Source organism: Spirosoma sp., from assembly GCF_048594605.1.
Classification (GTDB): domain Bacteria; phylum Bacteroidota; class Bacteroidia; order Cytophagales; family Spirosomataceae; genus Spirosoma.
Map to the genome: position 1 here is coordinate 1 of NZ_JBMDWV010000321.1, position 12,124 is coordinate 12,124.

The window sequence follows — 12,124 nt, forward strand, 5'->3', positions numbered from 1 at the left end:
GGGGCGGTTTTTCCGATTAAAAACAAGGATGGGTTAGTTGTCAAAATACAGAAAAACCCATACGCCAGTTTACGGAAAGAGTCTCTCGACGAGGCCTTGAAAATGGCAGGCCAGTTCGGATTTACTCCGGCCGCACGAGCACGACTGACGATGGGCGGTGCTCCTGAAAAATCGAAATCCAGACTCCAACAATTGATTGACAGAGCAAAGTGACTCCTTATAACGAGATTGCCAAACAATACGAAGACGATATTTTGTCCGGTAAAATACCATCGGGCAAGCTGCTACGTCATGCCATTGAGCGGCAACGTCGTGATTTAAAAGAAGGTCACAAACGCGGGATCTGGTTTGATCATGATGCCGGGCAACGCTTCCTTGATTTTACCGAACTAGTCAACATTGGACCCGATACGCCCATTCAGTTGGCTCCGTGCCAGGTGTGGGAAAAATATGTGTTCTACGGCTGGAAGCGGGATGATGGACGCCGACGCTTCCGCTACAAATACAAGTCCTGTGCTCGGGGAAATGGCAAAACCCCGATTGAGTCACTGGGTATTCTGTATCATTTGACCGTCGACGGTCCTTTCAAAGCAGAGGCCTACGTATCGGCTACGAAGGAAGACCAGGCCAAGATTGCGTTTGAAGATGCCAAAAACATGCTGGAGTTCTCGCCTGAACTGCAGGAGGCATTGGATGCCAGTGCGGAAACGATCTACAACCGTAGCCGCAAATCAAAGTTTAGTTTTCTGACCAGTAACCCGAAAACCGCCGATGGTAAACGGCCAACGTATGCGGTTATTGACGAATACCACGAGTTTGAGAATGATGGCATGTTGGATAAGCTGGAAACCGCCTTATTGAAAACAGCAAACCCCATCATGAACATCGTGACCACCCGGGGCAAGAACAAGTTTGGTCCCTGCTTCGAATCCGAGAATAATTTCTATATCCCTATCGTCAAGGGCATATTGGAAAATGATGAGGTGTTTGTCCTGATTTTTTCTCTCGACGAGGAGGATATGAAGGATAAAGACAAAAAGAGTAAGGCTGCACCGTGGCGAAATCCAGCCAACTGGTTTAAAGCCAATCCGATGCTGGACCGGCTCCTGCGGATTGATGATATGGCGTCTGCGTTGAAGAAAGCAACCCAGAAAGGAGCCTCAACATTAGCCTCATTTAAGACCCTCAACCTCAATATGTGGGTCGATGCGGAATCAGCCTGGATCGAAGACGAAATTTACCAGGCGGGTGGCCAGGAAATACAGCTGGAGGATTTTAAGAATAAGCGCTGTTTTGGAGGGTTGGACCTCGCCAAACGGGACGACTTTTGCAGTTTTGCGCTGGTGTTTCCCCGTGAGGATTGCGAAACCGGAAAAGAGGAGTTTGACGCCTTCTGGTGGCATTTTATTCCAAAAGAAACGGTGGCCAAACGGGTCGATAAGGGGCTTTCTTCGCTACTCGATTGGATTGAAGAGGGCTATATCATCGAAACAGAGGGTACCGTTACCGATTACAACGTCATTGAAGAACATATCAAGGAAATGTTCATTGATTACCCGATGACAGCCCTTGGTTATGACGTTCACAACATCGGTAATCTGGCCATCAACCTCGAAGAATACGGCATTAACATGCTGATGGTGCCCCAAACCATCAACGAATTGTCTGAACCGACAAAACTCCTCAAATATTCGCTATTGGAAGGCCGGTTCAATCACGGTTTTGACCCAGTGATGCGGTGGCAGACAGCGAATGCCGTGGAAATTTCCGGAAATAACGAATGTATTCGCTTAACGAAGGATTCCAAACGCTCAAAAGGGAAGATTGACGGGCTGATCGCGGCTATCAACGCGCTGCGGGTGTATCAGGATGATCAGAAAAACAACACAGCTAACGTTTACGACGATCGCGGATTCATTGAGCTATGAGAAAGCCTACCATTCACCGGTATTTCTATGATAACTACTTTTTACCTGCGCAAAAACGCATGATCGGCCGGAGTATACGTGATATCTTGGAAGTAGCGGTGGAGGATTGCCCGATTGATATCAAAATGTCGATGACTACGCTAAAGCGGCTACGTCGACAGCGACTATAACTAAAAAAGCGCGTGTAGCAACCGCGCTTTTTTATTCCCTAAGTTAATCCGTTTTGCGAACGAAGCGTAGCCGCGCTTCTGATGGTGAATAATTACATGACCGTAGCTGGTTAGTGAATACTGGCAGATGTTCTATCCTTAGTAAGTCGTCAGGTTTAGATTCACAAAGTGTTAAGTTGAATTCTATGATCTATGAATATCGGGGTACAGATGCCAACAAACGGGTCAATGGTCGCAAACGGCAACTTGTTGTCGACACCCAAGGCCGACTCTGGCTGGCGACTGTACATGCTGCCAATCAAGCGGATGGTCCCGCTGCTGTTTCGCTAATTGACGATATACTGTGGCGGGTGGGCGAACGGCTAGAAAAAGTGTACGGTGACCAATCGTATAATGGTGTTTTTGCCAACGCCTTAGCGGAGTGGTCAATTGATTTTGAGAAAGCTTCGCGGCCTGAATCGGCCCAAGGGTTTGTACCTGTTGCCAAACGTTGGGTCGTTGAGCGAACCATTAGCTGGACCAATTACTTCCGTCGCATCGTCAAAGATTACGAGTATACGTTATTATCTTCGGTCAACTGGCTGTATTTGGCTAACATCCAACTAATGCTTCAACGAATCGAACCTGATTACAAAAGATGATTCCCCAACACATTCTAAGATTTTGTAGAAGTCACTTCTCTATTTTGCAACATATTCCACCAGTTGAGTAAACGGTCGAAACCAGCTAACAGCGCATAACGGGAGTCTATAAGCTATAATCTATTCTATTTTTTATCAGAAACTTTCCCGAGAGCGGCAATCATAATTAACTTGACAAACCGATATGCCCTAAGTAATTGGTAAACAGCTTATTATTTACACACAATACATATATAGTTATAATTAAAAATAAAATATTTATAAAATTTGCATTAATGTAATTAATATATATATATATATTGGCATCGTAAAATTTTACACATCTATTTTTCATTCCTTACCTTTTAGACACATTTTGTATATGAAAGCACTATGGTTTTGGGTAGCTATCATTTTACCCGCCCTGACTGGTTGCCAAACGTTCACCGATCAAGAAATGCAGGTTTCTAAAGACGGGGTGAGAACAGAGTTGGTTAAAAGACTAATTAAGTCATTAGCTAGTGAGCCTGTTTTTAAAGAATACGATGCTGCAATGAATGAGATGGTTGCTGTTTCTGTTTCTGTTAGTCAAAGCAATCAATCAAGAAAATTTGATCGGACTATCTTGCGAGAGGGCTTTATGAATTTAAAAACAAGTGGAGACTATCTCGCTCATCTAGAAAAAGCAGGTATTTATAATCCAGAAAGACAGCTTAATGCAATGAAAAGACTTGGTAAAGCAAAGTATGAATTGTACTCAAAGTATCCTGAGCTGAAAACTTTCAACAAAAAAGAAATGATTTTATTGGTCAGCACAATAGGTACTGATAAACGTGAAGTATTTGTAAAAGCACGTAATCAAGTTTCTAAACAATAATCTTCATCAAAATGAGAACCATGAAATTTTTATATATATTCAGAGTTGTATTGCTGACTATTTGCGGATATAGCGTATCTATCGCGCAAACACAAAACGTACCACACTTTGAGAATGGCTGTGATTATTGTGTGTGGGAAATGCACCAAAACGCAGATATTACTGTCAATAACTATATATATGACATTGGTCAGATAACTCCTTATTTCGGACCGAATAGTGATTCTTATGTTATGGGATCAAGTAATACTACGATGAGCATTTATCAGCTAGGTACTTGGTTGATAGGTATCTTAGAGTCTGCACCTAAAGGAGCTATTAACGTTTCTATTAATTTGCTCTACGCAACTGAGCTCTACTGGAATCAGCTTAATGAGGTTCATACTACTTTCAACTCGAAGTTGAACGCAGTAGACCAGGAGTTTTGTTATTGTTTAAGCAATTACAATTGCGCAAATGGTTGCGGCACTATGTAGTAATAGATAGGTATTCGAGAGCTAACAAGCTTTCGAATACCTGATTTTGTAATAAAACGAGATGTTAACAAAAGATTCATTTATCAACTGTTTTAATACTGCTCTTACTACTGGAGTTTGTTACTCTATAATTCAGAATGAAATTTTATCGTTAGGTGGTGCTTTACTATTTCTGTTGGCGCTCATATTGATTTATCTAGCTTGCTATCACTTTACGGTTGTTGATAGGTTCATTAAACTTTATGGAGTTATTGTCAGACTAATTTTATTTCTAGTAACAGTTGCTATTTTTTTTATTTTATCGCCAAGAATAGAAATGTATACTTTTGCTATACTTGCTTTTGCTTATACATGTATTACAAAAGGTGTTGAATTTGCTGTCAGTAATTATAAGAAAAGCAGTTTATAAAGCCAGTACAACAGTGTCATTAGTTTTTTGTTCAAATTTTGGGCCATTTTGGCCCCTTGTAACCGGTTGATTCTCCGCAATTTCGAGGAAATCTACCGTAACTGTGACCCATTCTGAACTTTGTGAACTTCGCCCAGGCGACCGGCTACTCGTACAGTGTCGGACCAGCCCGGCCGATATCTTCTTTAAAAAGAAGAATGACCCGGCTGGCCGAGTGCCCTTCATCCCCACAGCAGGGCAAATCAACCCGTTTTCTTACCTGATTGAAGGTCATTTTGTCGAATTGGAATACGCTGAGGCTATTTCAGGCGATGAAGAACCCGCCATCCGATACGTAGTGCTTGGCACGTATGGAGTAGGGGCTGACCTGCGAACGGTAAATGGAAAATTAAAGCTGGTGGGAAGCAAGCTCCGTCAAAAGCAACTGCATGTACCCGCAGCGGGAATCGAAGGTATAGCCATTTATCGCTAAACAATGGAGACACTTTCGATTCTGGACAAAAGCAAACGGCAACGGGTGCCGGTGAAGGACATTCTATGCCTGGAAGGAAATGGAAATTACACCATCATCCACATTCAGGGAAGAAAACCCATTCTGGTATCCCTAACGCTGAAACACTGGGAAGATAAACTACCCGGCTTCCTGCGTATTCACAAAATGAGCCTGATCAACCCCAGGCATCTAATCAACTTCTCGGCTACGCATATCGTCCTATCCAATGGAAGTCTGTGGGCTATGTCTCGGCGTAAAGCCAGAGTATTCAGATCACAACTTAACCAATACCTACCGTCACTTGAACACTCTCCAAACGCCCACTGAATCCAAAGCCCGTCGGCTGATCAACTTTGCGAAATTGTATGATCCCATTCGGCCCCTATCTGCGCTCCAGCTGGATGGTACGCTGGGGGATTTGGTCGATCTCATTTTATATTTTAAATCCGTCAAAGGGTTTGTCGAAGTCTACGAAGAACAGCGCCTGTTGCTCCCATCAACCCGAAAAAAAGCGGGATTCGATACGGCCGCTTATGAAGCGATCGAACAAATGTATTGTCGGTTGCTGAATCAGGGTCGACGCTACCGCGATCGGGAATCATTTTTCAATGCGCTGAGTAACTACCGCGCCAATCAGGAGGGCAACAATGGAAAACAATAAAAGCTGGGGCGATACGATCGCTGACCACACAACCTATATCAGACGGGTAGCGCTAAAGTATACCTGTGATCCGGAAAGGTCAAAGGATTTGGCTCAGGACGTAGCGATACTGGCTCTGATTCATGCGGACAAGTTCGATGGGGTGTACCTCAAAGGCTGGCTTGCCACATTGACGCATAATCTGTTTGTGACCCAGTACCACCGGGGAAAGAAGTTTGGCTACATGGTTGAGGCAAACGATTCGATCTACGATGCCCGGCTGTTTAATCACAGTTCAGAAAATTACGCCGTCTTCGATTTGACGCAATCGGATTTACGAACAGCCATTCAGCAGGCGAATCCAGTCTATCAGGATGCTGCTTTGTTACGGTTGGAAGGACTCAAATACGAAGAGATAGCGGACGAACTGGGCATTCCAATTGGTACCGTTCGGAGCCGACTCAAACGAGTTCGGGAGCTACTGCCTGACCGCTCCCATTTTTAAAAGTTAGAGTTTTATCCCGATGCATGTATAAAACACCTGTAGCGGTTAGTCCAAATTCGCGCCATTCCAATTGGACAGAATGGCCGGACTCGCTGAGTACGTAAAGAGTTTCTTCAAAGGATCAGACGCCGTGTCTGATGCCGGTTCGGCTGTTGCGTATACAGCCGAACGTTCGGAGGAACAGCGCTCCGCTTCTCTCGAAAATCCGGCTGTTCCGTTGGGTAGTATGGCTTCGTGGTCGGACCTGTACGGTAATTACGGAACACCTGTTTCCGCGGGTGTGAAAGTGACTCCGGAAACGGCCATGCGCGTGAGTGCGGTCTATGCCTGTATCAGCCGGATTGCCAACACGCTGGCGATGCTGCCAATGGGCGTGTACTGGGAGACCGAAGAAGGCCGGAAATTGGATAAAGAAGATCCGCTTCAGCTATTGTACACCTATGGGGTGGATGAGTGCATGAACTGGATTGATTTTATCTTCATTCTGGTGGCTTCTGCTTTAGCACATGGCAACGGGTATGCGCTCATTGAGCGGGATAAGTACATGAAGCCGATCGGCCTACGCTTTCTGGAACCGGGTGAATGTGCTCCAATCTACATGAACGCTGGCCGGGTGCGCTATCTGTACTACAATGTGTTTGGTGAGGTAATCCACAAACGGGATATCATCCACATTCGCAATCTGGGTAGTAATGGCGTTATCGGTAAAAGCCCAATTGAGCTATTTGCTGAGGGAATTGGTCTTTCATTGGCCGCTGAACAGTTCGGCGCTCGATTCTTTGGCCAGGGTGCCGGTGGGATGGGTGTTCTGGAAACAGAGCAGTCATTTAAAGATGAAAGCGCGATCAACCGGCTACGGGCTCAGTTTGCTGGGAAAGTAACCGGACTGGAGAACGCACATAAGCCGCTGATTTTAGAACAGGGCATGAAGTACAAAGCGGTTACTATTCCGCCAAACCATGCCCAGTTTATTGAAACCCGCAATTTTCAGGTTGAGGACATTGCCCGTATGTACGGCGTCCCTCAGCATAAAATTGGCAAGCTGGACCGCTCGACCAATAACAACATCGAGCACCAGAATAAAGAGTACCTGACCGATACGATTCTGCCTTGGACCGTCAGGATTCAACAGGAATTTGAACGCAAACTCTTCCTGGAAGAAGATAAGGGCAGAAAGCAGATCATTCATGATTTTGATATTCTGCTACGGGGGGATTCAGTAGCCGAAGCGGCCAAAATTCAAGCCTTGTTCAATACAGCTTCCATTACGCCAAATGAAATCCGTCGGCGTAACAACCTGAACCACTTGCCCCATCACGATGACACGTTCACGCAAATGAACATGCAGCGTGTAACAAAAGACTCCCATATGGGCGAACCGAAAACGGACGATTCGAAGCCAAAACCGCCGAAACGTAACCCATCCAAGAAAGGCAGTACAGTACCCACCGATAACGATTCCATTGACGCATGAACACACAAACGATGACCGTCGAAGAGCGCCTATATGTCTCCCATGTGACTGTTGAACAACGGTCCGAAGGTGACGGGGGCGGTACATTTTTTATCGGCCAGGGCATTGTGTTCAATCAGCCCTCCCGGCCATTATTTGACCAGAAACGGGGCGTTTTCCGGGAAATCATTGTAGCGGGTGCGATTGACGATAATACCGACGTATCGGAAGTGCTGGCCGTTTTCAATCACGATGAAAACCGGTTGTTAGGGGCCAATTATTCGGGCACGCTTCAGTTTGGTATCACCGATACGGGCGTTAACGTACGCATCAGCAAGCCCGACAATACCGTCGGTAACGACTGTGAAGAATGGGTCAAGCGGGGGGATATCCGGGGTATGTCGTTTAAATTCTACGTGGCCAAAGACCGCTGGGAAGTAAAAGACGACGTACTGTATCGCTACGTGGAGAAAATCTCCAAACTCTCGGATCTGAGCCTGGTAACCCGTGCGGCTTATCTGCAAACCTCGATCGGCATGGCTGAAGCAACGGTCCGGTCCGTATCGGGTCAGGATGATCAGCTGGCCGTCATGCGGATGCTGTACAGCAAGACGCAGAAAAGCATCAGCGAAAACGATAAGAGCTTTTTAGTGGGCTTTGTCGCACAAATCAACTCGCAGATTGATTTTGTAGCCAAGGCCATTCCAGGGCTAACCAACTTCAACGTAAAACGGCTGGCCGCTGGTCGGTTGAGTGACCTGTTCTATACCCAAAGCTGGATGGAAGAGGTACTGGCCGAGTTGCAGGAGCCCATTGATTCCGAAACGCCGGAAAGTCCAGCGAAGGAAGACCGCAGCGCTGGCAGTGAAACCCAGCCCGAAACGGGGACAACGACCGAACAGGCAGAGCAGCGGTCGGCTGAAGAAGAGTCCAATTCCACCAACAATAATAACCAGCCAGAGGAACGGTCTCTGGAATGGTACATTCTTAAAAATCGTAACCACCGTAATTCTTTAAATCATGTTTGACAAACTCAAGTCCCTTCAGGAGAAGAAAGGGCGGATCGTCGCTGAGCAGCGTTCGATTATTGACAAGGCTGAGGCCGAAAACGGCCGCTCTTTTAGCGCTGAAGAGCGGAGTGCGTTTGATAAGCACGATGCAGATATCGATGATATCGATCGGTTAATCAAAGTGTATCAGCGGGAAGAGGCTGACCAACGTTCGGTCGTGGAAGCTACCGAAAAAGTGGAAGCTGAAAAGCGTGGCAAACAGGAGGAAGCTGGTGCCGAAACAGCCCACCGTCAGGCGTTTGACGCCTATCTGCGTTATGGTTTCTCGGAGTTGACGGAAGCTGAAAAACGCTCACTGGGTGGATTCCAGAAGGCTATTGAAGCCGGTGCCGAAACCCGTGCGCAAAGCTCAGGTTCGGGTGCCGCTGGTGGTTACCTGGTACCGCGCGAATTCAGCAATGAAATCGAAGTAGCGCTGAAAGCCTACGGCGGAATGCTCGAACTGGGCCGCATCTGGGGCACGGGTACCGGGGCTACGGTTGATTGGCCAACAATGGACGATACGGCGACCAAAGGTCGTATCCTTTCGTCAGGAACGGATGCTACACCGGATTCTACGGATCTTGGTTTCGGGTCTAAAACCCTTGGCGCATTCACCTACACGTCTGACGTGATCAAGGTTGATAATGCACTGATGCAGGATTCTGCCTTCAATTTGGGCGCGTTGATCACGGAGGCTATGGGTATTCGTTTTGGTCGTATCCAGAATGAGCATTACACCAAAGCCGACGGTACCAACAAACCCCGTGGTGTGATTATCGATGCGGGTGAGTTTGTGACGGGCGTTGCTGCTGCTGCTCTTACGGCTGATAACCTGCTGGATCTGTTGCATGACGTTAACCGGGCGTACCGCAAAAACGGTAAATACACCCTGAATGATCTGACGCTGGCGGCTATCCGCAAGCTGAAAGACCAGGAAGGCCGGTACATCTGGTCAATGGGTGATATGCAGAAAGGTACACCCGAAACCATCTGGGGCCATCAGTACGTCATCAATGACGATCTGGCGGATATCGGCGCTGGTAAAAAATCGGTTGGCTTTGGTGATTTCAGCAAGTACATCATCCGGAACGTGGCTCAGCCGCTGATCATCCGGTTGACGGAGCGCTTTGCTGAATACAATCAGACAGCTTACGTCGGCTTCATGCGTACGGATGCCCGCTTGCTGAATACGGGTGCCGTGAAATTCCTCAAACACGCAGCCAGCTAGGCTAAACAGCCATTCCAATGGTAAAAATTAAAATTCTGGTGTCCTGTGGCGGTACTGACTTCAGCTACATTCCTGGTGAAGTAGTCGAAGTCAGTACCGAACGGGCGGCAGATCTGGTCAAACACAACCTGGCTGAGTACGTAGCCTCAACGGCTGCCCAAACCGCCAAAGTTGGTACACCGAAAGCGGAAACCCGCAAAAAACCGTAATGCTCACTGCTCGCCCGAAAGATCCTACGAAAAAGCACCAACCCTGCATCGATGTCAGTGTCGGGTGCGACTGGATTCGGGTCGATCGGGGTAATACAGCGGATTATCAAACGGCCGAATCGCTGATTCTGGCGGCTATGGCCAAGATTGAAACCCACTGTAAACAGCCCATTTTTTCGCGTGAGTACTACGGATTTAGCGATGGTTTTTGCGACTCGGTTCTGCAATCCCTGAACGTAACGGCCGTCAGCGCGGTGCATTATCAGACAAAAGGTGATGTGACCTGGACGCTGCTGGATGAAGCGGACTACGACTGGCGCGAAACCGGTGAAGTGTATTTCTTCCCACTGGCGCAGAGGCTCCCCAACGTATCACGCGTTCGGGTGACCTATACGGCAGGCTATGCTTACGAAGCGGTTCCGCATGACATTTTACAGGCCGTACGACTGCTGATTGGCCGCTGGTTTGACAACCGGGCCGATGAGCGGAAGGACGTTCCGACGCAGGTGGATTGGTTAATTGGCTCTTACGTATTACCCATTTTGTAAGATGAACATGAAAATTAAAATTCTTCAGGCCTGCCAAACGGCCGGGCATGAATTCGAAACAGGTCAAGAGGCTGAAGTTTCCCTGACAATGGGAAAGAACCTGATTAAGCTGGGTTTTGCGGTGGAAGTGGAGGTGCCAGCTGATGCGGCACCCGCTAAAACAGCACCCGCAAAACCAGAGACTGCCCCCGCGAAATGAGAAACCTCTCGGGCCTGATGGACCGGCGGGGCCGCATCGAAGCCAAACCCGAAGGCCAGCAGAATAACGGCCAACCGGCCAAAGGCTGGGAACCCATCTGGAGCGGTGCCGCGGGAAAGCAGGATGAGGAGCAGGCTTCGGAAACCCAGTCGGGGAAGCAGATGGTCGCTACGGGCCGTACGATCTGGACCATTCGCTATCAGCCGGGCATCACGCCCATGATGCGCTTTGTCGATGAGTCAGCCAGTCCCGAAGTGATCTACGATATCGTCGGCATTACCGAAGTCGGCAGACGGGAAGCCCTGACGCTGCAAACCAAACGAACCAATGTCTAATGCAAATCAAAATGGATTCCTCCAGTCTGAAACCGCTGATTCAGGATCTGCGGTCAGTGGGGAGGGCGCTGGATTGGAAAGTGCTAGGCGGTGCGTTGGTCGGTGCCTCAAAGCCTGCGGTTCGGTCGGTTCAACAGGAGGCCCCCGTTGGTCAGGACGGCTACGAGCGGGTATCGCTGAGCCGGGGTCGGGGCCGACGCAATGACTACCGTAGGGGCGGAGCCACCCGCCGGGACGTTCGCGCCAAAGCGGTCGATGGCGTTGGTCAGGAAGAGGTCAGAGTCCTGATTGGCGTATCCCAAAAACGCGGAAAAGTCGGCTGGCGGACCCACTTCATTACGTTCGGTACGATTCGCATGAGGGCGAATGCCTTTATCGATCGGGGCGTAAACCGGGTGATTGGTGAAGTGAAAAACAACTTTATGAACAGCCTGAATGGGGTTGTTCAACGCATTTTAAAACGAGCGAGAAAGTGATTGGACCGGCTGTTTTTGCCCTGTTACACAATGATAACCCGATTCGGGCTATGGTGGGTAACTGCATTAGCCCTGGCATCATTCCACAGGGGCAACCCGTTCCCTGCATCTGGTTCGGAACCGATCGCATCAAGCTATTGCCCGTTCGGAATCCGATGGGTTGCTTTTGGGGGACGCTTGTTGTCGGCATTGAAGTAGCCGAAGATGGCTATGACCAACTCGAGCAACTAGACAAGGCCATCCGAAAGGTACTGGAGAATTTCTCCGGTGTCAGCGTTGGTGCCCGGTTAACCATTGAGCCAGCCGTACAAACGCCGGATGATTTTAACGAAGGAACGAGGTACCTCAACCGTGCCCTGGAATTCCAGATTACTGGACAATTGATTTAACCACCGTAACACACTTAACTAATGGCAGCACGCACACAAGCCGCTGTAACCGGCAATGAGGTTTTCCTGGCGATGATCAAGCCAGGCTCAGGGAGTAACACCTACGTACCCATTGGC

The 12,124-nt window shown here is 48.1% G+C and carries 19 protein-coding genes; all 19 read left to right on the forward strand.

Annotation, left to right across the window (positions count from 1 at the left end):
* Positions 1-213 (forward strand): P27 family phage terminase small subunit (locus ACOJS8_RS19290; RefSeq protein ID WP_420150180.1); only part of this gene is annotated, 213 nt, incomplete at its 5' end.
* The gene (locus ACOJS8_RS19295; RefSeq protein WP_420150181.1) at positions 210-1,928 is read left to right on the forward strand and encodes a terminase large subunit; all 1,719 of its coding nucleotides are present in this window, start codon (positions 210-212) and stop codon (positions 1,926-1,928) included. The genes ACOJS8_RS19290 and ACOJS8_RS19295, both read left to right, overlap by 4 nt.
* A complete protein-coding gene (locus tag ACOJS8_RS19300) occupies positions 1,925-2,098 on the forward strand; it encodes a hypothetical protein (RefSeq protein WP_420150182.1) in 174 nt (57 codons plus the stop codon). Before ACOJS8_RS19295 ends, ACOJS8_RS19300 begins: the two co-directional genes overlap by 4 nt.
* Positions 2,099-2,211: 113 nt before the next feature.
* Entirely contained in the window at positions 2,212-2,739 is a 528-nt protein-coding gene (locus ACOJS8_RS19305) for a transposase (protein WP_420150183.1), read from the forward strand.
* 361 nt (positions 2,740-3,100) lie between these two features.
* Positions 3,101-3,595 carry a hypothetical protein gene (locus ACOJS8_RS19310; RefSeq protein WP_420150184.1) on the forward strand — a complete coding sequence of 165 codons (495 nt, stop codon included), beginning with the start codon at positions 3,101-3,103 and terminating at the stop codon, positions 3,593-3,595.
* 537 nt (positions 3,596-4,132) lie between these two features.
* Positions 4,133-4,480, forward strand: a complete 348-nt coding sequence (locus ACOJS8_RS19315; protein WP_420150185.1) for a hypothetical protein — start codon at positions 4,133-4,135, stop codon at positions 4,478-4,480.
* Positions 4,481-4,583: 103 nt separating this feature from the next.
* A complete protein-coding gene (locus tag ACOJS8_RS19320) occupies positions 4,584-4,952 on the forward strand; it encodes a hypothetical protein (RefSeq protein ID WP_420150186.1) in 369 nt (122 codons plus the stop codon).
* A gap of 3 nt (positions 4,953-4,955) precedes the next feature.
* The gene (locus tag ACOJS8_RS19325; protein WP_420150187.1) at positions 4,956-5,300 is read left to right on the forward strand and encodes a LytR/AlgR family response regulator transcription factor; all 345 of its coding nucleotides are present in this window, start codon (positions 4,956-4,958) and stop codon (positions 5,298-5,300) included.
* Complete coding sequence (locus tag ACOJS8_RS19330) at positions 5,275-5,634, forward strand: hypothetical protein (protein WP_420150188.1); 360 nt, start codon at positions 5,275-5,277, stop codon at positions 5,632-5,634. The genes ACOJS8_RS19325 and ACOJS8_RS19330 overlap by 26 nt, the downstream gene beginning before the upstream one ends.
* On the forward strand, positions 5,621-6,118 hold the full coding sequence (locus tag ACOJS8_RS19335; RefSeq protein ID WP_420150189.1) for an RNA polymerase sigma factor: 498 nt from the start codon (positions 5,621-5,623) through the stop codon (positions 6,116-6,118). Before ACOJS8_RS19330 ends, ACOJS8_RS19335 begins: the two co-directional genes overlap by 14 nt.
* 79 nt (positions 6,119-6,197) lie before the next feature.
* Positions 6,198-7,592, forward strand: a complete 1,395-nt coding sequence (locus ACOJS8_RS19340) for a phage portal protein (protein ID WP_420150190.1) — start codon at positions 6,198-6,200, stop codon at positions 7,590-7,592.
* Entirely contained in the window at positions 7,589-8,599 is a 1,011-nt protein-coding gene (locus ACOJS8_RS19345; RefSeq protein WP_420150191.1) for an HK97 family phage prohead protease, read from the forward strand. Before ACOJS8_RS19340 ends, ACOJS8_RS19345 begins: the two co-directional genes overlap by 4 nt.
* Positions 8,592-9,851 (forward strand): phage major capsid protein, encoded by a 1,260-nt coding sequence (locus ACOJS8_RS19350; protein ID WP_420150192.1) that lies wholly within the window; start codon positions 8,592-8,594, stop codon positions 9,849-9,851. Before ACOJS8_RS19345 ends, ACOJS8_RS19350 begins: the two co-directional genes overlap by 8 nt.
* Positions 9,852-9,868: 17 nt before the next feature.
* On the forward strand, positions 9,869-10,060 hold the full coding sequence (locus ACOJS8_RS19355; RefSeq protein ID WP_420150193.1) for a hypothetical protein: 192 nt from the start codon (positions 9,869-9,871) through the stop codon (positions 10,058-10,060).
* Entirely contained in the window at positions 10,060-10,608 is a 549-nt protein-coding gene (locus ACOJS8_RS19360) for a head-tail connector protein (protein ID WP_420150194.1), read from the forward strand. The genes ACOJS8_RS19355 and ACOJS8_RS19360 overlap by 1 nt, the downstream gene beginning before the upstream one ends.
* Before the next feature lie 7 nt (positions 10,609-10,615).
* On the forward strand, positions 10,616-10,807 hold the full coding sequence (locus ACOJS8_RS19365) for a hypothetical protein (protein WP_420150195.1): 192 nt from the start codon (positions 10,616-10,618) through the stop codon (positions 10,805-10,807).
* A complete protein-coding gene (locus ACOJS8_RS19370; protein WP_420150196.1) occupies positions 10,804-11,142 on the forward strand; it encodes a head-tail adaptor protein in 339 nt (112 codons plus the stop codon). Before ACOJS8_RS19365 ends, ACOJS8_RS19370 begins: the two co-directional genes overlap by 4 nt.
* The gene (locus ACOJS8_RS19375; RefSeq protein ID WP_420150197.1) at positions 11,142-11,618 is read left to right on the forward strand and encodes an HK97-gp10 family putative phage morphogenesis protein; all 477 of its coding nucleotides are present in this window, start codon (positions 11,142-11,144) and stop codon (positions 11,616-11,618) included. The genes ACOJS8_RS19370 and ACOJS8_RS19375 overlap by 1 nt, the downstream gene beginning before the upstream one ends.
* Positions 11,615-12,007, forward strand: coding sequence for a hypothetical protein (locus tag ACOJS8_RS19380; protein WP_420150198.1), 393 nt, complete (start codon positions 11,615-11,617; stop codon positions 12,005-12,007). Before ACOJS8_RS19375 ends, ACOJS8_RS19380 begins: the two co-directional genes overlap by 4 nt.
* Positions 12,008-12,124: the final 117 nt, after the last annotated feature.

What these genes read in the sequence shown, in the direction of transcription:
- ACOJS8_RS19300 (WP_420150182.1), top strand. Translation starts at nt 1,925, where the DNA reads ATGAGAAAGCCTACCATTCACCGGTATTTCTATGATAACTACTTTTTA.
- ACOJS8_RS19310 (WP_420150184.1), top strand. Translation starts at nt 3,101, where the DNA reads ATGAAAGCACTATGGTTTTGGGTAGCTATCATTTTACCCGCCCTGACT.
- ACOJS8_RS19315 (WP_420150185.1), top strand. Translation starts at nt 4,133, where the DNA reads ATGTTAACAAAAGATTCATTTATCAACTGTTTTAATACTGCTCTTACT.
- ACOJS8_RS19325 (WP_420150187.1), top strand. Translation starts at nt 4,956, where the DNA reads ATGGAGACACTTTCGATTCTGGACAAAAGCAAACGGCAACGGGTGCCG.
- ACOJS8_RS19335 (WP_420150189.1), top strand. Translation starts at nt 5,621, where the DNA reads ATGGAAAACAATAAAAGCTGGGGCGATACGATCGCTGACCACACAACC.
- ACOJS8_RS19340 (WP_420150190.1), top strand. Translation starts at nt 6,198, where the DNA reads ATGGCCGGACTCGCTGAGTACGTAAAGAGTTTCTTCAAAGGATCAGAC.
- ACOJS8_RS19345 (WP_420150191.1), top strand. Translation starts at nt 7,589, where the DNA reads ATGAACACACAAACGATGACCGTCGAAGAGCGCCTATATGTCTCCCAT.
- ACOJS8_RS19350 (WP_420150192.1), top strand. Translation starts at nt 8,592, where the DNA reads ATGTTTGACAAACTCAAGTCCCTTCAGGAGAAGAAAGGGCGGATCGTC.
- ACOJS8_RS19355 (WP_420150193.1), top strand. Translation starts at nt 9,869, where the DNA reads ATGGTAAAAATTAAAATTCTGGTGTCCTGTGGCGGTACTGACTTCAGC.
- ACOJS8_RS19360 (WP_420150194.1), top strand. Translation starts at nt 10,060, where the DNA reads ATGCTCACTGCTCGCCCGAAAGATCCTACGAAAAAGCACCAACCCTGC.
- ACOJS8_RS19365 (WP_420150195.1), top strand. Translation starts at nt 10,616, where the DNA reads ATGAAAATTAAAATTCTTCAGGCCTGCCAAACGGCCGGGCATGAATTC.
- ACOJS8_RS19370 (WP_420150196.1), top strand. Translation starts at nt 10,804, where the DNA reads ATGAGAAACCTCTCGGGCCTGATGGACCGGCGGGGCCGCATCGAAGCC.
- ACOJS8_RS19375 (WP_420150197.1), top strand. Translation starts at nt 11,142, where the DNA reads ATGCAAATCAAAATGGATTCCTCCAGTCTGAAACCGCTGATTCAGGAT.